The organism is Aerolutibacter ruishenii (assembly GCF_007830115.1).
GTDB lineage: Bacteria > Pseudomonadota > Gammaproteobacteria > Xanthomonadales > Xanthomonadaceae > Aerolutibacter > Aerolutibacter ruishenii.
The window spans coordinates 120,787-141,811 of record NZ_VLKP01000001.1; the positions used below are offsets into that span (position 1 = coordinate 120,787).

General features: G+C 69.4%; 21 protein-coding genes. 2 read left to right on the forward strand and 19 right to left on the reverse strand.

From position 1 onward, the window contains the following. Positions 1-18: 18 nt before the first annotated feature. From IP93_RS00590 to IP93_RS00615, 6 genes are all read right to left on the reverse strand, one after another. A complete protein-coding gene (locus tag IP93_RS00590) occupies positions 19-726 on the reverse strand; it encodes an esterase/lipase family protein (protein WP_242006670.1) in 708 nt (235 codons plus the stop codon). A 2-nt stretch (positions 727-728) separates the two neighbouring features. Continuing rightward, the gene (locus IP93_RS00595) at positions 729-1,274 is read right to left on the reverse strand and encodes a DUF3016 domain-containing protein (RefSeq protein WP_144810982.1); all 546 of its coding nucleotides are present in this window, start codon (positions 1,272-1,274) and stop codon (positions 729-731) included. A 48-nt stretch (positions 1,275-1,322) separates the two neighbouring features. Then, positions 1,323-1,841 carry a GNAT family N-acetyltransferase gene (locus IP93_RS00600; RefSeq protein WP_144810983.1) on the reverse strand — a complete coding sequence of 173 codons (519 nt, stop codon included), beginning with the start codon at positions 1,839-1,841 and terminating at the stop codon, positions 1,323-1,325. Between the two features lie 139 nt (positions 1,842-1,980). Beyond that, positions 1,981-2,271: a DNA primase gene (locus tag IP93_RS00605; protein ID WP_144810985.1), complete on the reverse strand. Its 291-nt coding sequence runs from the start codon at positions 2,269-2,271 to the stop codon at positions 1,981-1,983. A gap of 105 nt (positions 2,272-2,376) precedes the next feature. Continuing rightward, the gene (gene aspS, locus IP93_RS00610; protein WP_144810987.1) at positions 2,377-4,152 is read right to left on the reverse strand and encodes an aspartate--tRNA ligase; all 1,776 of its coding nucleotides are present in this window, start codon (positions 4,150-4,152) and stop codon (positions 2,377-2,379) included. 62 nt (positions 4,153-4,214) lie between these two features. Then, a complete protein-coding gene (locus tag IP93_RS00615) occupies positions 4,215-4,517 on the reverse strand; it encodes an FmdB family zinc ribbon protein (RefSeq protein ID WP_144810988.1) in 303 nt (100 codons plus the stop codon). Positions 4,518-4,835: 318 nt separating this feature from the next. On the opposite strand from IP93_RS00615, the gene IP93_RS00620 reads away from it, so the two are divergent. Then, positions 4,836-5,546 (forward strand): SIMPL domain-containing protein, encoded by a 711-nt coding sequence (locus tag IP93_RS00620; RefSeq protein WP_158636238.1) that lies wholly within the window; start codon positions 4,836-4,838, stop codon positions 5,544-5,546. 48 nt (positions 5,547-5,594) lie between these two features. On the opposite strand, the gene IP93_RS00625 is transcribed toward IP93_RS00620, so the two are convergent. Beyond that, positions 5,595-6,071 carry a YbhB/YbcL family Raf kinase inhibitor-like protein gene (locus tag IP93_RS00625; RefSeq protein ID WP_144811490.1) on the reverse strand — a complete coding sequence of 159 codons (477 nt, stop codon included), beginning with the start codon at positions 6,069-6,071 and terminating at the stop codon, positions 5,595-5,597. A gap of 273 nt (positions 6,072-6,344) precedes the next feature. After that, entirely contained in the window at positions 6,345-8,279 is a 1,935-nt protein-coding gene (locus IP93_RS00630; protein WP_144810992.1) for an ABC-F family ATP-binding cassette domain-containing protein, read from the reverse strand. Positions 8,280-8,419: 140 nt separating this feature from the next. On the opposite strand from IP93_RS00630, the gene ybaL reads away from it, so the two are divergent. Next, complete coding sequence (gene ybaL, locus IP93_RS00635; protein WP_144810993.1) at positions 8,420-10,123, forward strand: YbaL family putative K(+) efflux transporter; 1,704 nt, start codon at positions 8,420-8,422, stop codon at positions 10,121-10,123. A gap of 26 nt (positions 10,124-10,149) precedes the next feature. Here ybaL and IP93_RS00640 read toward each other — a convergent pair whose 3' ends face one another. The 11 genes from IP93_RS00640 to btuB are packed head-to-tail and all read right to left on the reverse strand — an operon-like array spanning position 10,150 to position 21,017. After that, on the reverse strand, positions 10,150-10,881 hold the full coding sequence (locus IP93_RS00640) for an adenosylcobinamide-GDP ribazoletransferase (protein ID WP_144810995.1): 732 nt from the start codon (positions 10,879-10,881) through the stop codon (positions 10,150-10,152). Then, complete coding sequence (locus tag IP93_RS00645; protein ID WP_144810996.1) at positions 10,875-11,480, reverse strand: histidine phosphatase family protein; 606 nt, start codon at positions 11,478-11,480, stop codon at positions 10,875-10,877. The genes IP93_RS00640 and IP93_RS00645 overlap by 7 nt, the downstream gene beginning before the upstream one ends. Next, positions 11,477-12,577 (reverse strand): nicotinate-nucleotide--dimethylbenzimidazole phosphoribosyltransferase, encoded by a 1,101-nt coding sequence (gene cobT / locus IP93_RS00650; RefSeq protein WP_144810998.1) that lies wholly within the window; start codon positions 12,575-12,577, stop codon positions 11,477-11,479. The genes IP93_RS00645 and cobT overlap by 4 nt, the downstream gene beginning before the upstream one ends. Then, positions 12,574-13,095 carry a bifunctional adenosylcobinamide kinase/adenosylcobinamide-phosphate guanylyltransferase gene (gene cobU, locus IP93_RS00655; RefSeq protein ID WP_144811000.1) on the reverse strand — a complete coding sequence of 174 codons (522 nt, stop codon included), beginning with the start codon at positions 13,093-13,095 and terminating at the stop codon, positions 12,574-12,576. The genes cobT and cobU overlap by 4 nt, the downstream gene beginning before the upstream one ends. Beyond that, a complete protein-coding gene (locus tag IP93_RS00660; RefSeq protein ID WP_242006672.1) occupies positions 13,092-14,696 on the reverse strand; it encodes a cobyric acid synthase in 1,605 nt (534 codons plus the stop codon). The genes cobU and IP93_RS00660 overlap by 4 nt, the downstream gene beginning before the upstream one ends. Then, positions 14,693-15,676: a threonine-phosphate decarboxylase CobD gene (gene cobD / locus IP93_RS00665; RefSeq protein ID WP_144811001.1), complete on the reverse strand. Its 984-nt coding sequence runs from the start codon at positions 15,674-15,676 to the stop codon at positions 14,693-14,695. Before cobD ends, IP93_RS00660 begins: the two co-directional genes overlap by 4 nt. Next, positions 15,669-16,604, reverse strand: a complete 936-nt coding sequence (cbiB, locus tag IP93_RS00670; RefSeq protein WP_242006673.1) for an adenosylcobinamide-phosphate synthase CbiB — start codon at positions 16,602-16,604, stop codon at positions 15,669-15,671. Before cbiB ends, cobD begins: the two co-directional genes overlap by 8 nt. Further along, a complete protein-coding gene (locus tag IP93_RS15815) occupies positions 16,601-17,908 on the reverse strand; it encodes a cobyrinic acid a,c-diamide synthase CobB (protein WP_144811005.1) in 1,308 nt (435 codons plus the stop codon). Before IP93_RS15815 ends, cbiB begins: the two co-directional genes overlap by 4 nt. Before the next feature lie 4 nt (positions 17,909-17,912). Continuing rightward, positions 17,913-18,539 carry a cob(I)yrinic acid a,c-diamide adenosyltransferase gene (gene cobO, locus IP93_RS00680; RefSeq protein ID WP_144811007.1) on the reverse strand — a complete coding sequence of 209 codons (627 nt, stop codon included), beginning with the start codon at positions 18,537-18,539 and terminating at the stop codon, positions 17,913-17,915. 2 nt (positions 18,540-18,541) lie between these two features. After that, positions 18,542-19,123: a hypothetical protein gene (locus IP93_RS00685; protein ID WP_144811009.1), complete on the reverse strand. Its 582-nt coding sequence runs from the start codon at positions 19,121-19,123 to the stop codon at positions 18,542-18,544. 31 nt (positions 19,124-19,154) lie between these two features. Continuing rightward, a complete protein-coding gene (gene btuB, locus IP93_RS00690) occupies positions 19,155-21,017 on the reverse strand; it encodes a TonB-dependent vitamin B12 receptor (protein WP_144811010.1) in 1,863 nt (620 codons plus the stop codon). Between the last annotated feature and the right edge of the window lie 8 nt (positions 21,018-21,025).

Consider the following 21,025-nt stretch of genomic DNA (forward strand, 5'->3'; position numbering starts at 1 on the left):
AGATGTTGCGGCGCGGAATTATAGGCCGGCCGGCGGCCGCGCGCTGTCCGCGACGCCCCGGCCGGCGCGGTCTTCGCCGACGGACGGCCCGGAGGCGGCGAACCGCCCCCCGCCCAGGAAGCTCAACGCCAGTTGCGCCGCCACCTCGGAGAACAGCAGTCCGGAGTGGCTGGTGGGAATCACGGCGTGGTCGGCCAAGCCGGGCAGGCAGGTTTCCGCGACCGCGACGGTGCCGTCGTTGGGGCCGGGAAAGCGGCCGAAGAACTGCCCCAGGCCCAGCGGCTGCTCGCCCGCGACCACGCCCACCTGGGCCTGTCCGCGCCACGCCGGACAACCCGTGCGCAACAGGTCCGCGGACCGGCCCAGGCATGCCGCCCCCAGGGCACGACTGGCCAGCCCCGTGGCCGCGGCGCTGCCGGCCAGGGGCGAGCCGAGGCAGACCACCCGCCCGACGGGCAGGTCGGGATGGTGCTGCAGCGTGCGCAACGCCAGCAGTCCGCCCAGGCTGTGCGCTACCACGTCCCCGGGTGCGCGCATGGCTTCGGCCAGGGCGGGAATGACCGCGTCGGGGCCGCGCGTCACCGGCGCGTAACCAAACAGGTGCGGCACGTACCCGGCCTTGCGCAGGCGATGCGCATGCCAGCGCATCGAGGCACGCGGCATCCACAGGCCGGGGAGCAACAGGACCCGACGACCGCCACCGTCAGCCGCCGGACCGCGGTGCATGCTCAGCGCCCACCCAGCTCGCGACGGAGCCAGTCGTCGAGCAGCCGCTTCTCGTACCGCAGCGGATCGGAATCCATGATCGACTGCCGCTGCATGAAGCCGACGTCGACCAGCCTGCGCTCGCCCTCGGCGATCACCGCACCGCTGCCCGCCAGGTGGCGGAAACGGAGGTGGATGCGCGGCGGGTAGATGTCACGCACCACACGGAAGTCATGGCCAACGGCTGCGCTGCGACCCGGCTCGTATTCGCCCGCCCGGTTCACGTCCATCAGTTCCACTTCAAGTCGCTCGCCGGGCGCCAGCATTGGTTCGGCTTGCCGGCGCAGGTGCTCGGCCAGCGGGCGGATCCACTGGCCCCGGTCCACGGGCATGGCGCCCCACGTGGGTTCCGAGAACCCTTGCGGGTCCTGCCAGGAGACCGCCACGGGGCTCGGCCCGGCCAACGCACCTGCGCCGATGGCCTGTCGGGTACTCGCGCAGCCAGCGGTCACCAGCGCGGCGACCAGCGCCAGTCCCGACCAGTGCCTGATGGAAAGATGCCGTCCCATCGCCCTGCTCCTCGTTGGGGGGATGACGGGATTGTGCACCCAAACCGGTTAACGCGGCGGCAGGCGGCGCAGGATGAATTCGTGGTCGCGGACGCGACCGACCGGAAACTCGTAATCGCCCACGTGCTCGAAACCGGCGCGGGCGTAGAAACGCTGCGCGCCGAAGTTCTCCGACCACACGCCGATCCACAGCGGGCGCGGACCGTCGCGCTCCAGCCAGTCAAGCGCGGCCTTGAACATGCGACCGCCCCAGCCACCGCCCTGGTGCGACTGCAGCACGTACAGGCGTTTGAGTTCGCCGTCGCCGGGTTGGACATCCGGGTGCGGCAGCCCGCATGGGCCAGCGGCCGCGTGGCCGATGGCCACGCCATCATCTTCCAGCAGCCACACGGCGTAATCAGGGTGGGCGAGGATGACGCGTTGCCTGTCGACGTCGTAGGCCTCGTCGAGGAACGCGGCGAGGTCCTCGGGCGGGTACAGGTGGTCGAAGGTTTCGATGAAGGTGCGGCGCGCCAGATCCGAGAGGACCGGCGCGTCGTCGACGGTGGCGCGGCGGAGGGTTGGCATCACGTTTACCGGGGGAAGCACTGGCGAGGCCTGCAAAGGACGGAACGCGCAGCAGCCACGGTGGCGCCTATCTCAGGCATTTCCATGGTGCATCGGGAGGACACTTGTTTCGACGCCGGCCAGTGGGCGCAGTGAAGACTCAGGCGTCGTCCTCTTCCTCGTCGCCCTCTTCTTCGTCCTCTTCTTCATCCTCTTCCTCGTCGTCCTCTTCTTCCTCGTCCTCTTCGTACTCGTAATCGTCTTCGCCGAAGTCCTCGCCGTCCCAGCGGCCTTCGCCATCCGGCACGAAGGCCAACGACATGGCGTTGGGCGCGGTGCCCACGCGCACCAGCCAGCCGCCGAACACGCGGGCGCGCTCGGTCACCAGGGCGGTGTCGGCGCCTTCATTGGCCAGCTTTTCCCACTGCAGGGCAAATGCGGTTTCGTTCATTGCGAGGACTCCAGGAACGGGGCAGCAATCGGGTGCGGCGTGCGCCGCGGCAAAAAGAACGGGAACATCATTGGCAGACCTGCGAAACCTACTGGCTCGGCCCAATCAGCCCGACTTCGCGGCAGGTTCGCGCACCTGCACGTGCACCTCGGCCAGCTGCGCGTCGGGGATCGGCGACGGCGCGTCGGTCATCAGGCACTGCGCTGAGGTGGTCTTGGGGAAGGCGATGACGTCGCGGATCGACTCGCTGCCGGCCATCAGCGCGGCGATGCGGTCGATGCCGAAGGCGATGCCACCGTGCGGCGGCGCGCCGTACTTCAGCGCGTCCAGCAGGAAGCCGAACTTGCCCTGCGCTTCCTCCGCGCCGATGCCGAGCAGCTCGAACACCGCCGACTGCATCGCCGAACTGTGGATGCGGATGGAGCCGCCGCCGATCTCGTTGCCGTTGAGCACCATGTCGTAGCCACGGCTGACCGCGGTTTTGGCATTGGCGCGCAGGTCGTCGATGGAGTCCACGGCCGGCGCGGTGAACGGGTGGTGCAGCGCCACGTAGCGGCCTTCCTCGTCATCCCACTCGAACATCGGGAAGTCGGTGACCCACAGCGGGGCCCAGCCGTCGGCGACCAGGTGGAAGTCCTTGCCGGCCTTCAGGCGCAGCGCGCCCATGAAGTCGCTGACGGTCTTGTACTTGCCGGCGCCGAAGAAGGCGATGTCGCCGTTCTGCAGGCCGATGGCCTCCAGCAGTGCCTTGAAAGCATCGTCGGCGAAGAACTTGGCGATCGGCGAGTTGACCGCGCCGGCCTCGTCCAGCTTGACGTAGGCCAGGCCCTTGGCGCCGTACTTGGCGGCGTGCGCGGCATATTCGTCGATCTGCTTGCGCGACAGCGACGCGCCGCCCGGGATGCGCAGGGCGACCACGCGGCCATCCTCATCGTTGGCCGCATCGGTGAAGACCTTGAACTCGCAGCCCTTGACGAGTTCGGCGACGTCCACGAACTCCAGCGCGATGCGCAGGTCCGGCTTGTCCGAACCGTAGCGGCGCATGGCCTCGGCATAGGTCATGCGCGGGAACTCGCTGGCGAGCTCCACGCCCATCACTTCGCGGAAGACGTGGCGGATCATGTCCTCGGTGAGGTCCTGCACGTCGCGCTCGGCGACCCACGCGAACTCCATGTCGAGCTGGGTGAACTCCAACTGGCGGTCGGCGCGCAGGGCCTCGTCGCGGAAGCAGCGTGCGATCTGGTAGTAGCGGTCGAAGCCCGCCATCATCAGGATCTGCTTGAACAGCTGCGGCGACTGCGGCAACGCGTAGAACTCGCCCGGGTGCATGCGCGCCGGCACCAGGAAGTCGCGTGCGCCTTCCGGCGTGGCCTTGGTCAGGATCGGTGTCTCGATGTCCTGGAAACCTCGTGCATCGAGGTAATGGCGCAGCGCGGACACCAGCTTTGTGCGGGTGCGCATCTTGCGCTGCATCGCCGGGGTGCGCAGATCGAGGTAGCGGTACTTGAGGCGGATGTCCTCGCCCGGGTTCTCGTGGGCGTGGAACGGCAGCGGCTCGGCCTTGTTCAGCAGCTCGATCTTCGTGGCGACCACTTCGACCTTGCCGGTGCGGATCTTGTCGTTCACCGCATGGCGCGCGCGCACCACGCCGGTGATGCGCAGGCAGTCCTCGTAGCCCACGGCCGCGGCGGCAGCGAGCACTTCGGCGTTGCCGGCGGTGGCCGCATCGGGCTCGGCGACGATCTGGACGATGCCTTCGTGGTCGCGCAGGTCGATGAAGCACAGGCCGCCCAGGTCGCGGGCGACGTCGGCCCAGCCGCACAGGGTGACGGTCTGGCCGATCAGCGCCTCGTCGACGAGGCCGCAGAAGTGGGTACGCATGGAGACTCCGGGTCGATACGGACCGGCGTGGGGCCGGCGAGCCGCCTAGTTTAGCGGCTGAGTCAGGTCCCTGTAGCGGGCTTGCTGGCAGCCGGCTTGGCTTCGGGCTTGGGCTCCGCCTTCGCCTCGGCCTTGGGGGCGCCGCTGGTGCCCTCCCCGGCCAGGTTGCGCTTCTTGTCGCCGTCCTTCTTGAAGTCGGTCTCGTACCAGCCGCCGCCGGCCAGGCGGAATTGCGGGGCAGTCAGCTGGCGGCGCACCTGGGGCGCCCCGCAGGACGGGCAGTCGGTGGGGTCGGCGTCGGACATCTTCTGTAGACGGTCGAAGCTGTGGCCGCAGGCGGCGCATTCGAAGGCGTAGATCGGCATGGCGTGGTGCGTGTGGGGTTTCGGCAGGAAAGGGCGGAGGCACCCGGCCGCGCGCGAGGGCGCGCCCGGACCGGGATTCGGGGCATGGATGCGGGCTCGGGCGGACAGAATCAAGCCGCCGCCCGTGCACGCCACGATACAGCGCGTGCGTCTCGGTCGCATGCGGGATGCGTCGGACGCCCCGGCCAGCGGCGCCCGCGGACAGCGACTGCGGCAGGCCGTGCAGCCCGTCGAAAGCTGCCCGTGCGCGGGCCATCGCGCAAGACCGGGTTCAGGTTGGGAGGCTATGCTGCGGGTTCATTCGCAAGGAGACGCGTCATGGCCCAATCCCGCTCACTTCTGGCCGCGGTGGTGGTAGCCGCGGGCCTGGCCGGCGCCGGCTGGTTCGCCTCGCAGGGCATGGCCCGCCTCAAGACCCAGGACCGCTACGTCACGGTCAAAGGCTCGGCGGAGAAGATCGTCGATGCCGACCTGGTGGTGTGGCCGCTGTCGCACACCGTGGCCGGCAACGACCTGCCGCAGGTGCAGCGGCAGCTGGACGCCAACACCGCGACGATCCACGAGTTCTTCACCAAGGCCGGGTTCAAGGCCGACGAGATCGTGGTCTCACCGCCACGGCTGGAAGACCGCTGGGCCTGGGCCTATGGCGAGAACCGGCCGCCGGAACGCTACCGGTACTCCACCACCGTCACGCTGCGCACCAGCCGGGTGGCCGATGCCATCGCCGCGGTGCGCCGCACCGGGGAGCTGGTCAGCCGCGGCATCCTGATCGGCGGCCAGGACGGCGGCGGCAGCGCGCCCACCTTCGACTACACCCAGCTCAACGCGATCAAGCCGGCGCTGATCGCCGAGGCCACGGCGGCCGCGCGCAAGTCTGCAGAACAGTTCGCCAAGGACTCGGGGGCGCGGCTGGCCGGCATCCGCAGCGCCAACCAGGGCGTGGTCTCGATCAATGACCGCGACCAGGGCAGCCCGCAGGTCAAGACTGTGCGGGTGGTGACCACGGTGGAGTATTTCCTCCGCGACTAGTTGTACTTGTCGCGGGCCGACCGCATCGAAACGCGCGGCAGACAGCTCTCAGCGTTGGCGTTGGTAGGTACCGACCAGCGCGGTGTGGGCCAGGATGCGCCCCTCCATCGCCTTCATCAGGTGCGCCTTGTCCGGCTGCCTGAGGTCGGGCAGCACCACGTCCAGCGCGTAGAGCTTGTGGAAGTAGCGGTGGCGCCCGACTGGCGGACAGGGCCCGCCATAGCCCGTGCGTCCCCAGTCATTGGTGCCCGGCCGGGTGCCGGCGGGCAACTGGCTCGCCGCCACGCCCTCGGGCAGGCCATCCGCGTCAGGCGGCAGGTTGTAGAGCACCCAGTGCACCCAGGTCATGCGCGGTGCGGCGGGATCGGGTGCGTCGGGGTCGTCGACCACCAGCGCCAGGCTTCTGGTGCCTGCGGGCATCCCCGACCAGTGCAGCGCCGGCGAGGCGTCGCCGCCGTCGCACGTCAGGCGCGCGGGCATCGACGCCTCGTGTGGGAACGCCGTGGACGTCAGCTGCAGCGGCATGGTCGGCTCCTTGGCACCGCCGTACCCGCTCGCGAGGAGGCTTGCGAGGGCCAGTGCGGCACTGGGTACGGATCGGGCAACGGGCATGGCCCCGCTCCTGTGGACAACGCAAGTCTGTCCCCACTGCGGTTAAGCCCGTGCGTGCGTCACACCGCGACTGCCAGGCCGCTCAGGCGAGGTCGCTTCGAGCCCGGTCGCTTCAAGCGGGGTCGCTGCAGGTCCGATCGCTGCGGACCGTGCCTCTTGCAGGCCGGGCGCCACGAGCCGAGGCAGTCAGGCCGCGTCGTACAGCGACAAGTACGCCTCTTCCGCCTCGGCCAATTGCGCCGCCAGCGTGACGCGCTGCTGTGACAGCCCGGGCACGTCGGCATAACGCGTGGGATCGGCCAGGTCCATGTCGATGGCGTGCAGCTTCGACTCCAGTTCGGCCACGCGGGCCTCTGCCTGCGCGAGCTTGACCGGGTTGGCCTTGCGCGATCTGGCAGCCGGGGCTGGCGCCGCGGCGGCGGTGCGCGTGCTGGCGACCGCGGCGGTTTCGGCCACGCCGGGCATCGCCGCGCTGATCGCGTCCAAATCGTCCCCGCCCTTGCCGGCCTTCGCCGCCTTCACCTGCTTCACCGACTTGCCGTCGTTGCTGTTGTCGCGGCTGCGCAGCCAGCTGGCGTAGGCGTCCAGGTCGCCGTCGAACGGCTGCGCCACGCCATCGGCCACGCGCCAGAAGGTGTCGCAGACCAGGCCGATCAGGTGGCGGTCGTGGCTGACCATGACGATGGCGCCATCGAAGTCACTGAGCGCCTCGGCCAGCGCCTCGCGCATTTCCAGGTCGAGGTGGTTGGTCGGCTCGTCCAGCAGCAGCACGTTGGGCTGGGTCCAGGCGATCATCGCCAGCGCCAGTCGCGCGCGCTCGCCGCCGCTGAAGCCGTCGACCGATTCGAAGGCGCGATTGCCGGGGAACTGCCACTTGCCGAGGAAGTCGCGCAGCGCCTGCGTGGCCACGCCCGGTGCGATGTCGCCCAGGTGGTCGATGGGGCTGCGGCCCTCCTGCAGCGACTCCACGGTGTGCTGGGCGAAGTAGCCGATGCGCAGGTCCGGATGGCCGCCGCGCTCCCCGGTGAGCAGCGGGATGTCGCCGACCAGTGACTTGACCAGCGTGGACTTGCCGGCGCCGTTGGGGCCGAGCAGCGCAACGCGGTCGCCGGCCTCGAGGATGAAGCCGACGTCCTCCAGGACCACGTGGTCGCCATAACCGCAATCCGCATCGACCAGGCGCAGCAGCGCGTGCGGCAGCTTGGCCGGTGCCGGGAAATCGATGTGCAGCGAACGCTCGGCGCGCACCGCCTCGGTGCCGGCCAGCTTTTCCAGGCGCTTCATGCGGCTCTGCGCCTGCTTGGCCTTGCTGGCCTTGGCCTTGAAGCGGTCGATGAACTTCTGCAGGTGCTCGCGCTCGGCCTGCTCCTTCTCGTGCGCGATCTGCTGCTGGCGCAACTGCTCGGCGCGCTGGCGCTCGAAGGCGGTGTAATCGCCCACGTACAGCTTGGCCTTGCCCTCGTTGAGGTGGATGGTGTGGGTGGACACGCCGTCGAGGAACTCGCGGTCGTGCGAGATCATCAGCAGGGTGCCGGGGTACTTGAGCAGCCACTGCTCCAGCCACAGCACCGCGTCCAGGTCGAGGTGGTTGGTGGGTTCGTCCAGCAGCAGCAGGTCGGACGGGGTCATCAGCGCGCGCGCCAGGTTCAGGCGCACGCGCCAGCCACCGGAGAACTCCTTCACGGCGCGCTCGTGGGTGTCGGGCGAGAAGCCCAGGCCGTGCAGCAGCTTGCCGGCGCGCGCGGTGGCGTCGTAGCCGTTGAGCTCGGCCAGGCGCAGGTGGGCGTTGGCCACCGCTTCCCAGTCTTCACGCTCCGCGGCGGCGCGTTCGGCGAGGATGACCTTGTGCACCTCGGCATCGCCGGAGAGCACGAACTCCAGCGCGGGCTCGTCCAGCGCCGGGGTTTCCTGCGCCACGCTGGCGATGCGCACGCGGGCAGGCACGTCGATGTCGCCACGGTCGGCTTCGACCTCGCCCTGGATGGCGGCGAACAGCGACGACTTGCCGGTGCCGTTGCGGCCGATGACGCCCACGCGCCAGCCGGCGTGCAGGGCAAGGTCGACGTTGGACAGCAGCAGGCGTTCGCCGCGCCGCAGGGCGAAATCTCGGAAGGCAATCATGGCGACATTGTACGTGGCCACGATAGGCGGCAGGGATCTAGGCCGGAAGGCCTTGCCGGATCGGGGCCTTTGGATCGGGTTCCGGTTGTGAAGGCCGAAACCAGCCCTTATACCTGTATGTCTTGGCCTTGGGAGAGCCGATGCACCACACGTCCCTGATCGCGATCCTCGTCGCCGGCTTCGTGCTGGCCTTCATCTTTGGCGCACTGGCGCAACGGCTACGGCTGTCGCCGCTGGTGGGCTACCTGATTGCGGGTATCGTGGCGGGGCCGTTTACCCCGGGCTTCGTGGGCGACCAGACGCTGGCGCCGCAGCTGGCCGAGATCGGCGTGATCCTGCTGATGTTCGGCGTGGGCCTGCACTTCTCGCTGCGCGACCTGATGTCGGTGAAGGCCATCGCCGTGCCCGGTGCGATCGCGCAGATCGCGGTGGCCACGGTGCTGGGCTGGGGCCTGGCGCGAATGCTGGGCTGGTCGCATGGCGCCGGCATCGTCTTCGGCATCTCGCTGTCATGCGCCAGCACGGTGGTGCTGCTGCGCGCCTTGGAGGAGCGCCGCCTGCTGGATACCAGCAAGGGCAAGATCGCGGTCGGCTGGCTGATCGTGGAGGACCTGGCGTGCGTGCTGGCGCTGGTGCTGCTGCCCGCGCTGTCGGGCCTGTTGAGCGGCGAGGCGGCGGATGCCGTTTCCGTGTGGAAGGCCATCTTCTCGACCATCATCAAGGTCGGCGCGTTCCTGCTGGTCATCCTGCTGGTCGGCCGCCGGGTGATCCCGTGGGTGCTGGAGCGCGTGGCCGGCACCGGCTCGCGCGAGCTGTTCACGCTGTGCGTGCTGGCGATCGCACTGGGCGTGGCGTTTGCGTCATCGGAACTGTTCGGGGTGTCGTTCGCGCTGGGCGCGTTCTTCGCCGGCATGCTGCTCAACGAGTCGGAATTCAGCCACCAGGCCGCCAACGAGACACTGCCGCTGCGCGATGCATTCGCGGTGCTGTTCTTCGTGTCGGTCGGCATGCTGTTCGACCCGTCCATCCTGCTGGAGCGCCCGCTGCAGGTGCTGGCGGTCTGGATGATCATTGTTTTCGGCAAGTCGGCGGCCGCTTACGTGCTGGTCCGGGCCTTCGGCAAGGACCACGGCACCGCACTGCTGATCTCGGCCAGCCTGGCGCAGATCGGCGAGTTCTCGTTCATCCTGGCGGCACTGGGTTTGCAACTGGAGATCCTGCCGCAGGAAGGCCATGACCTGGTGCTGGCCGGCGCCCTGCTGTCGATCATGACCAACCCGCTGATGTTTGCCTGGGTGGATCGCTTGCGCAATCGCGAAAAGACGCAGGCCAGCGACGAGGCGACGGCAGCCCAGCGTGCGGCCGACCACCTTGCCCCCGGTGTCACCGAGGCGTTGTCAGGCCACGTCATCTCCATCGGCTACGGCCGCGTGGGCAGCGAACTGGGCCGGCTGCTGAGCGCGCGCGACGTGCCAGTGGTGGTGATCGATACCGATGAGGACCTGATCGCGCGTGCGCGTGCGAACGGCATCCCCGCCATCCGCGGCAACGCCGCCAACGAGCTGGTGCTGCGCGAGGCGGCGCCGGAGCGCGCGACCACGGTGATGCTGGCCATCCCCAACGTGCTGGAGGCCGGTGAGATCATCGCCAAGCTGCGGCTGATCAACCCGGCGCTGACCATCGTGGCGCGCGCGCACAGCGATGGCGAGGTCAAGCACCTGCTGGAACATGGTGCCGATGGCGCGGTGATGGCCGAGCGCGAGCTGGCGCACAGCCTGGCCGAGATGGTGATGGCCACGCCGCCCTATCGCGGCGACCACCACCTGCCGCCTGCCGTGGCTTGACGGTATGGGCGCCCTGGGTGGGCGCCTCAATTGATCGCGAGCACCCAGGCGACCATCGCTGCAGCTTCCACGAGTTCGGCCAACGCACCCGCGGTGTCACCGGTAAATCCGCCCAGTCGTTGCAGGCATGCACGACGCCACAGCACGAATACCAGCGCGGTCACCGCCAACACCAGCGCACCGGCCATGCCGAACGCGAATGGCACGACGGCGGTGGCGAGCACTGCGGTCATGCACAGGCCACGCCGTGCGTGCAGCAGGCCGGTGCCCATGCCCAGCACACGCGCGTAGGGCGTGGTGAGGAAGGCCAGGGTCAACGTGGCCCGGCCCAGCAGGGGTGCCAGCAGCAATCCGCCCCACGCATGTGGCGGCAGGCTGGCCAGCGCGGCGAACTTGAGCAGCAGGAGCAACACCACCGCACTGACCGCCATGGGGCCACTGCGCGGGTCCTTCATGATGGCGAGCGTGCGTTCGCGGTCGCCCAGGCCACCGACCCAGGCATCGGCCGAGTCGGCCAGGCCGTCCAGGTGCATCGCGCCGGTGCTGGCCACCCAGACCGCCAGCATCACCGCCGCGGCGAGCAACGGCGGCGCATCGCGCAGCGACCACGCAACGCCCACCAGCATCGCACCGAGGGCTGCGCCCACCAGCGGGTAACACGCCAAGGATCGCGCCTGCGCGCTGGTGTCGGCAAACACACCGGCCGGAACCGGCACGCGGGTCAGGAAACCAAATGCAAACAGCAGTGGTTTCAGCATCGGGCACCCACAACGGTCTGCTGGTTGGCGGCGACAACGTCACCTGCGCGGGCGCGCGATGGCCACGGCAGGCGATGGATCGACGCGTGCGCCACATCGATGCCGGCCATGTCGCCAAAGCCGCGGCGCTCCACCATGCAGCGCAGCAGTCGGATGGCGCCGCCGTGGGTGATCACCAGCACGCGCTCGCCTGGCTCGCCGACCGCTTCGTCCAATGCTTGCGACAGACGCCCCGCGAAGGCGTGGAACGTTTCCGCGCCCGGCGGTGGATGCGCCACTGGATCGGCCCAGAAGCGTCCCAGCGCCTCGGGCTGTTCCTCGCCCAGGATTTCCAGCGGCATGCCCTGCCACTGGCCGAAGTGGTATTCGGCCAGGCGCTGGTCGATCCGCAGCGGGAGCCCACGCTGGCTGGCCAACTCGCTGGCGAAATCGGCACAGCGCCGCAGCGATGAGCTCACGATGCTATCCCACTGCCGGCCCGCCACGGCAGCGCGCAGTTGTGCCCAGCCCTGCGCGGTCAACGCGTCATCCAGCTGGCCGCGGTAGCTGCGTTGCCCGGTGTCCCCATGGCGCAACAGGTCGAATCCGGCAGCAGTCACGGCTTCGACACCCCGGCCTGATCGAACGTGGCCATGCGGTTGTGCAGCGCGCACGCCAGCCGCAGCAACGGCACTGCGGCAGCGGCACCGCTGGCCTCGCCCAGGCGCAGGCCCAGGTCGAGCAATGGGCGCGCGTCCAACGCCTGCAGCAGGCGCGCGTGGCCCCGTTCGTGCGATCGATGGCCGAACAGCAGCCACGGGCGCACGCCGGGGTTGATCCGCACCGCAGCCAGTGCCGCGGCAGTGGTGATGAAGCCGTCAACCAGCACCGGCACCCCTGCCTGCGCGGCCGCGACGAACGCGCCGGTGAGGGCGGCGATCTCGAAGCCGCCCAGCCGCCGCAGGTATTCCCGCGCCACGACGGCATCGGCATTGATCCGGGTGTCGGCAACGACATCAGCGTCGACTTCAACGTCGGGGCCACGGTGCAGGGCCAAGGCCCGTGTGACCACGGCCGCCTTGTGCGCGATGCCCGCACTGCCCAGCCCCGTGCCCGCTCCCGCCAGTTCGTCCGGGCCGGCATCCAACAGCGCACAGGCCAATGCCGTGGCCGCCGTGGTGTTGCCGATCCCCATCTCGCCGCCTATGAACAACTGCGCGCCGGTCGCGGCGGCCTGCGCGACGCTGGCCGCGCCGACGGCGAGCGCCGCGTCCAGTTGCGCCGCGGTCATGGCCGGGCCTTCGCAGACGTTGCCAGTGGCGGGCGCGATGATGCGGCGGGTGACACCGGCGATCTCGCCGGGATCGTTGACCGTACCCAGCGTGACCACGTCCAGGGTGGCGCCGAGTTCGCGCGCCAGCACGCTGATCGCCGCGCCGCCGTTGGCGAAGTTGCGCACCATCTCGCCGGTCACTGCCTGCGGAAAGGCGGAAATGCCTTCCGCCGCGACGCCGTGGTCGCCGGCAAACACGCTGATCCACACCCGGTCCAGGTTCGGTGCTTGGCTGCGCTGCAGGCCGGCCAGCTGGATGGCGATGGTTTCCAGGCCACCCAGTGATCCCAGTGGTTTGGTCAACTGGCCTTGTCGGGCGCGCGCAGCGTCGATGAAGGTGGAATCAGGTGTGGCGCAAGCGGCTTCCAGCCAGTGCAGGGTCATTCGGGAGATCCTTTCAGGGTAAGCGGCAGGCCCGCCGCGACGAACACGACGCGGTCGCACCGTACGGCCAGTGACTGGAGCAGGCGCCCAGCCTCGTCGACGAAGCGGCGGGTCAGTTCGCCCATCGGCACGATGCCGAGGCCGACTTCGTTGCTGACCAGCAGCACATCGCCGGGCAACGTGGGCAGCGCGGCGAGCAGCGCATCGCGTTCGGCGACCACGCACGCAGGATCGGGATGGCCCAGCAGGTTGCTCAGCCACAGCGTGAGGCAGTCGACCAGCAGCACGCGGTCGGCGCGCGCGTGCTCACGCAGCGTGTTGGCCAGCGCGAGCGGCTCCTCGACGCATCCCCAGTGCGCAGGGCGATGCTCGCGATGGTGGGCGATGCGTTCGGCCATTTCGGCGTCGGCCGGCTGCGAGGTGGCGATGTAGATGACCTCGCGTCCGGAGGCGGCGGCGAGGCGTTCGGCCAGCGCGCTCTTGCCGGAGCGGGCACCACCGAGGATCAGGGTGTTCATGCAAGGCCCATCAATGCTGCGATTCGGGTGGTGTCCAGGTGCTGCTCCACCGCGTCGGCCAGGCGTTCGATGCTGGCTTCGCGCAGGGCGTGCAGGTCGAGGCTCGCGGCATCGTCCAGACCCGCCCAGCGAAGCCAGTGCGCCAGCGCCTCGGAGTCGTCGAACAGGCCGTGCAGGTAGGTTCCGATCACTTGCCCATCGCTGGAGCAGGCTCCGTCCACACGGCCGTCTCGCAGCTGCACGAGGGCTTGCGCGAGGCCCACGCCCTCGGTGATGCCGCAATGGATTTCGTAGCCGCGAATGGAGGCGCCATGCGTCCGGGGCGATTCACTTCCAGCACGCGGGCGTTCCACGGACAAGACACGCGATGTCGATGTCGACGTCGATGACGTTGACGTTGACGTTGACGTTGACGTTGACGTTGACGTTGACGATCGAGCGTATGACGTGGGTTCAGGCAGGAACAGCTGCCCTTCAACCATGCGCAACTGTTTTTTCGGCGCCAGCGTCGTCTCCACGTCCAGCCAGCCGAGTCCCTCGCTGACGCCCGCCGGTCCTTCCAGGCCGAGCGGATCACGCACGACGCGGCCCAGCATCTGGAATCCGCCGCAGATGCCGATCACCTTGCCGCCATACCGCAGGTGCCGCGCGATCGCCTTTTCCCAACCCTGCGCGCGCAGCCATGCGAGGTCGGCGCGGGTGGACTTGGAGCCCGGCAGCACGATCAGGTCCGCCGGTGGTGGCAACTCACCCGGCCCCATGACGCACAGGTGCACCTGCGGATGCGCGCGCAACGCGTCGAAGTCGGTGTGGTTGCTGATGCGCGGCAGCGCCGGCACCACCACGCGCAGTTGGCCATCGCCCTGCGCGGTGACGGCGCGTGGCAATGCATCCTCCGCCTCCAGGTGCAGGCCATGCAGGTACGGCAACACCCCGAGCACCGGCTTGCCGGTCTCGCGTTCCAGCCAGTCCAGGCCCGGTTGCAGCAGCGCGATGTCGCCCCGGAACCGGTTGATGACGAAGCCCGCCACGCGCGCCCGCTCGCTGGGCGACAGCAGCGCCAGCGTGCCCACCAGGTGCGCGAACACGCCGCCGCGGTCGATGTCCGCCACCAGCACCACCGGGCAATCCACCGCCTCGGCATAGCCCATGTTGGCGATGTCGCGGTCGCGCAGGTTGATCTCGGCGGGGCTGCCGGCGCCTTCGACCACCACCAGTTCGTGTGCGGCCGACAGCCGCGCATGCGACGCCAGCACCGCCTCCATCGCGACGCGCTTGTAGTCGTGGTAGCCCACCGCATCCATGTTGCCCACCGCGTGCCCGTGCACGATCACCTGCGCGCCGGTATCCGTGTTGGGCTTGAGCAGCACCGGGTTGAAGTCGGTGTGCGGCGGCAAGCCACAGGCCTGGGCCTGCACTGCCTGCGCCCGGCCGATCTCGCCGCCATCGACGGTGACCGCCGAGTTCAGCGCCATGTTCTGCGGCTTGAACGGCGCCACGCGTGCGCCGCGTCGCCGCGCCCAGCGGCACAGCGCCGTGACCAGCGCGCTCTTGCCGGCATCGGACGTGCAGCCCTGCACCATCAGCACGCGCGCGGTCATCGCGATACCTCGGCCAACGCGTGGTCCAGGCGCTGGAAGTCGGCCTCGTGCAACGGCAGCCCAAAGCGCAGGCTGGCCGGGTGTTCGAACAGCCGGACCAGGATCGCCCGGCGCGCGAGCGCGTCATGCAGTTCCGCGGCCCGCGCATCGCGACACCACTGGAAGAACGCCGTACCGCCGGTCGGCGACAGGCCGTTGGCCCGCAGTATGGCGTCCAGCTGCGCAGTGCGTTGCCGGAGTCGCGCGCGTGCCCCGGCCTGCCAATCGCGATCGGCAAGCGCCTGTTGCACGGCATGGCGCGCAGGACCGGCCAGCGTCCACGGACCCAGACGCTCGCGCAGGGACTGCAACAACGCCGGTGCCGCACACACGAACCCCGCGCGCGCACCGGCAAGCCCGAAGAACTTGCCCACCGAACGCATCACGACCAGGCCTTCGCCGCCACTGTCCGCACACAGGCTGTCGTCCGGCGTCGCATCCATGAAGGCTTCGTCCACCACCAGCCAGGCCCCGCGCGCGTGCAGGCGTTCATGCAGGCGGAGCAGCGCGGACCGGTCGAAGACATCACCGCCCGGGTTGTTGGGATGGATCAGCACGACCACGTCGAGTCGCGCGTGCTCGTCCAGCAACGCGTCGGCCGACAGGCGTTCGACCCGGTGGCCCGCCCGCTCCCACGCATGCGCATGCTCGGCATACCCGGGCGCAAGCACGCCTACGCGCGAATGCGGCCGCAGCAGCGGCAGTGCCTGGATCGCCGCCTGCGAACCGGCCACCGGCAACACGTGCGGCGCACGGTAATAGCGCATCGCCGCCTCGACCAACCCGTCGTCATCCTCGGGCAGACGGTGCCAGGCACGCGCGGGAATCGGCGGCACCGGCCACGCCTCGGGGTTCACGCCGGTGGACAGGTCCAGCCAATGATCCGGTGCGATGCCGTAATGCCGTGCCGCGCGCAGCAGGCGGCCGCCGTGTTCAAGCATGCCAGGCCTCCAGCACTGCACTGAGCGCGGTGGCCAGCCACAGCGCGGCCAACCACGCGAACACGCCGTGACGAACCAGTCTCAGCGCCGAACGGATGGTCGACGCATCGGGCGGGGCGCCCTCACCCAATGCCGGGCGCTGCGTCCAGGTGCCGTGGTAAGGCGCTGCACCGCCCAGCCGCACGCCGATGGCACCGGCGCCGGCCGCCATCACTGGACCCGCGTTGGGGCTCTTCCATGCACGCGCCTGCGTCTTCCAGCTTCGCCATGCGCGGCGCGTGTCGCCGCACAGCGCGTAGGTGGCCGCGGTCAGCCGCGCCGGCACCAGGTTCAGTCCATCGTCGATGCGTGCCGCGGCCCAGCCGAAACGCGCGTATCGCGGGGTCCGATAGCCCCACATCGCATCCAGCGTGTTGGCCAGCCGGTACGCCACCGCGCCGGGTGCGCCCAGCAGCACGAACCAGAACAATGCGCCAAACACCGCATCGCACCCGTTTTCCAGCACCGACTCGCTGGCGGCGCCGGCGACCTGCGTGGCATCCAGTGCACTGGTATCGCGGCTGACGACCTGCGCGACCGCGGTGCGTGCCCGGGGCAGATCGCCCTCCTCGAGTGCGTCGGCAATGGGCCGTGCGTGGTCCCACAGGCTGCGGTGACCCACCGTCAGGTACAGCAGCACTGCCGACAAGGCCATGCCCAGCCCAGCTGAGTACGCTTGCGCCGCCTGCACCGCCCAGGCCACCAGCGCCACGAGGGGCGCCACCACCACGCACCACGCCAGCACGCCCGCGGTGCGCCGGTCGGCATGCAACACCCGCTCGATCATTCCGGCCCAGCGTCCGAAACCGACCAGCGGGTGCAGGCGCCGCGGCTCACCCCATGCGGCATCCAGCAGCAGCGCCGCCGTGGTGGCAATGGCCACGCTCAAGGCCGTAGCAGCCGCACCGCGGCGGCGGGGTTGGAGGGAAAATAGAAGTGCACGAAGCTGGCGGTCAGGCGCCGGTCGCGGTACACCGCCTCGCGGCTGGGGCCACCATTGGGGTTGGTCGCGGTGGCGAGCGCGGGTGCGGCAATATCGGCCTGCGCATAATGGAACGTGTGGCCGCGCAACGTGCCCTCGGGCAACGTGACCTGCTGCAGCCCCAACCCGGCCAGTCGCGGCTGCAGGCGCGCGCTGCCTGCCAGGAGTCCGGCCATGGGCCGCATGTCGCCCTCGCGATCGGCCAGGGCGTCCAGCCCAAACAGCAGGCCACCGCATTCGGCCAGCAACGGCTTGCCGGCGTCGCGGTGCGCGCGCAACGCGGCATGCAGGTCCACGTTGGCGGACAGCGCATCCAGGTGCAGTTCGGGATACCCCCCGGGCAACCACGCCGCATCGGCCGGCGGCAACGGCTCACCCGCCAGCGGCGAGAAGAACCGCAGTTCCGCGCCTGCCTCGCGCAGCAACTCGAGGTTGGCCGGATAGAGAAAACAGAATGCATCGTCACGGGCGATGGCGATACGCACGCCGGCCAGTGCGCCGGCCACGGAGGCGGCCTCCGCTGTCGCGCCCGTCCACGGCGCGAACGCCACCGCCGGAGGCAACTCGGTACTCGCATGCCGCGCCCACGCATCGGCCAGTGCATCGAGCGTGCGATCGACACTGCCCACCTCGTCCGCCGGCACCAGTCCGAGGTGGCGCTCGGGCATCGCCAACGCCGGATCGCGCGGCAGTGCGCCCATCCACCGCAGCCCTACGGGCAGGCTCTGGGCCAGCAACGAGGCGTGGTAGTCACTGCCCACGCGGTTGGCCGCCACGCCGTGCACGCGCAGGTCGTCGCGGTAGCGCGCCAGACCCAGCGCCAGCGCACCAAAGGTCTGCGCCATGGCCGAGCCGTCGATCACCGCGAGTACCGGCAGGTCGAAACGCACCGCCAGGTCAGCGCTTGAAGGCGCGCCGTCGAACAGTCCCATCACTCCTTCGACCAGGATCAGGTCGGCCTCGGACGCGGCCGCGTGCAGGCGCGCACGCACGTCGGCCTCGCCGTTCATCCACAGGTCGAGCTGGTACACCGGTGCGCCACTGGCGCGCTCCAGCACCATCGGGTCGAGGAAGTCCGGACCGGTCTTGAACACCCGCACCCGCCGCCCCTGGCGCGCGTGCCAGCGCGCCAGCGCGGCGGTGACGCTGGTCTTGCCCTGCCCCGACGCGGGCGCGGACACCAGCAAGGCAGGGCAATGGTGTGTGTTCATGGCCTCAGAGCTCGATGCCCAGCTGCGCCTTGATGCCCGCCTTGAACGCGTGCTTGACCAGGCGCATCTCGGTCACGGTATCGGCGGCTTCCACCAGCGCATCCGGCGCGCCACGGCCAGTGATCACCACGTGCTGGCGCGGCGGGCGCGCGGCCAGCGCGGCCAGCACCTGCTCCACCGCGATGTACTCCTTCACCAGTGCGATGTTCAGTTCGTCCAGCAATACGAAGTCGTAGGTCTCGTCGGCCAGCATCGACGCCGCCACCGCCCACGCGGCCTGCGCCGCGGCGACATCGCGATCGCGATCCTGGGTTTCCCAGGTGAAGCCCTCGCCCATCACGTGGTAGTCGAGGCGATCGGCAAACGCGTCGCCCATGGTGCGGAAGAAGGCATCTTCGCCGGTGGAGAAGCTGCCCTTGATGAACTGCACTACGCCGCAACTGAAGCCGTGCCCCAGCGAGCGCGCCAGCATGCCGAAGCCCGACGAGCTCTTGCCCTTGCCGTTGCCGGTGTTGACCACCACCACGCCACGGTCGATGGTGGCCCGCGCGATCCGGCGGTCCACCAGTTCCTTCTTGCGCTGCGCCCGTTCGCGGTAGCGCTCCTCGGGCGTCAGCACGTCCTCACGCATGCTCAGGCCCCGGCCATGCGGCCGGCATCACGCTGGCCCAGTGCCCGCGCGACCACCGCATGCACCACCAGCGCGACGACCACATAGGCCATCGAGGTGCGCACGAACATCGGCGCCCAGTGCATCAGTCGCGCCACGTACTCGGCGAAGTGCGGCTCGGCGTAGCGCCCCCCGAGCCAGTAGAACGCGCCATTGGAGATCACGAACGACAACGTGTTGGCCAGCAGCGCCACGCCAGCCGCCATTGCCAGCGAACCGGCCGAGGCCTGCAAACGGCCTGCGAACACCCGCCCCGCGTACCACAGCACCGCATATGCCGGCAGCAGGAACGAATACGCCGGGGTGATGCAGAAGTCGCTGGTGCCGGCGTAGCGCACCGACACGAAGTCGAGTGCGCCCGCCAGGGCGACGAAGCCAAGGAACGCCAGGTGCCGGCGCACGTACAGGCCACCGAGGAAGAACACCGCCATCGATGCATCCGGAAGGTGGATGGCCGTGCCGAAGTGGCTGAAACGGGTCATGCACATCAGTACCGCCAAGGCGGCCACCATCACGACGGTGTTGCGGGTATTCAAAGGCTTCATCGAACCGATCTCCTTGTGACGAAGGACTGGCTTACTGCGCCGCGTAGCGCAGGGTCAGCATCCAGGTGCGGCCGGGCTGGGCGTAGAACGCCGCCGTCTCGTACTGCTTGTCGAAGACGTTGTTGACGCTCAGGTTCACCCGCCACGCCGGGTTGAACGCATAGCCGGCGCGCAGATCGGTGGTGGCGTAGCCGCCCAAGCGATGGGTGTTGGCCAGGTTGTCGTAACGCTCGCCGGCGGCGGTGACGCTGGCGCCGACGTTGAATGCACCGAAGCTGCGGTCCGCGTCCAGACGCGCGGTCTCGCGGGCGCGACGCGGCAGGATGTTGTCGTGGTTGCTGCCGGTCGAACGGTTGCGCGGATCGATCCAGGCCGCGCTGCCACGCAGGTCCCAGCCGGCCAGCTGCGTGCTGACGCCCAGCTCCGCGCCCTCGATGCGGGCCTCGTCGATGTTGATCGCGTAGCACTCCCAGGTGGGCGTGCAGTAGGTGCCAATCAGGTCGTCGACATCGGTCTGGAACGCGTTGAGCGACCATTCGCCCCAACCGTGCTTGCCACGCAGGCCCAGTTCGGCGCTGCGCGAGGTTTCCGGGGTCAGCGCCGGGTTGCCGTAGAACGGGAAATACAGCTCGTTGAAGGTCGGCGCCTTGAACGCGGTGCCGTAGCTGGCGGTCAGGCGCAACGCTTCGGTGAAGTCCCAGCCCCACAGCGCGCTGCCGGTGGTCTTGCCGCCGAACTGGCTGTTGTCGTCGCGGCGCACGCTGGCCTGCAGCGAATGCCCCCCGAAGCCCTGCTGCCACTGCGCAAACCCGGCGCGGTTGATGCGTTCGGTCACCGCGTACAGCGTGTCGCTGTCCACCTCATCGCGCACCCAGTCAAAACCGGTGGTCAGCGTACCGCCGCCGAAATTGAAATCAGCCTGCAGGCCGCCCTGGTCGCGGTCGGTGCGGAACAGACTGAGGTACACACCGTCGTTGAACTGCCGGCTCTTGTCCTCGCTCTGGCCGAGGTTCAGCGTGAACGTGGCGAGGTCGCCCGCCCGGTAGCGCACGCGCGCACCGCCCGTCTGCTGCACCGTCCTGGCCTCGTTGCCGGCATAGATGCTGCCGTCGTACTCGTTCTCGCCCTCGGCGCGCAGCGCACGCAGGTCCACGTTCCACGCGTCGCCGAAGGCATAACCGCCCTGAGCCGACACCGAGTTGTTGGTGTAGCCATCACGGTCCGGGTCGTAGCCGAAACAGCCGGTGGGGCTGACGCAGGCATTGATGCCATCGGTGGTGTCGTGGGCCACGTTGAGCGCGTACCAGCCCTTGTCGCCGCGGCCTTCGACGCCTGCGGTGGCTTTGTACGTCGATTCGGTACCCGCGCCCACGCTGAAACTGGGCGAGAACGCCACCTGCGGGCGCCGGGTGAAGATCTGGATCACGCCACCGATCGCCTCGGAGCCGTACAGACTGGAGAATGGCCCGCGCACCACTTCGATGCGTTCGATCTGCTCGACCGGGATGTCCTGCAACGCCGCCTTGCCCGACGTGGCCGACCCCACCTTGAGGCCATCCACCAGCACCAGCACGTGGTCGGACTCGGTGCCGCGCAGGAACAGCGAGCTCTCCTTGCCCGCGCCACCATTGTTGGCGATGGACGCGCCCGGCACCTTGCGCAGCAACTCCGGCAGCGAGGCCGGTTGCAGCCGCTGGATCTCCTCGCGGTCGATCACGGTCATCGCGGCCAGCGTGGCGTCCTGGGTACGCGCGGTGCGGGTGGCGGTGACGACCACGCCGTCCAGGTCGGTGGCCTGGCCTTCGGCGAAGGCGGGGACGGCACTCAGGGTGGCGGCCAGCGCCAACGAAACCGCCAGCACGTTGCGGCGGGTACGGGAATTACGGGAAACCATCGGGTACT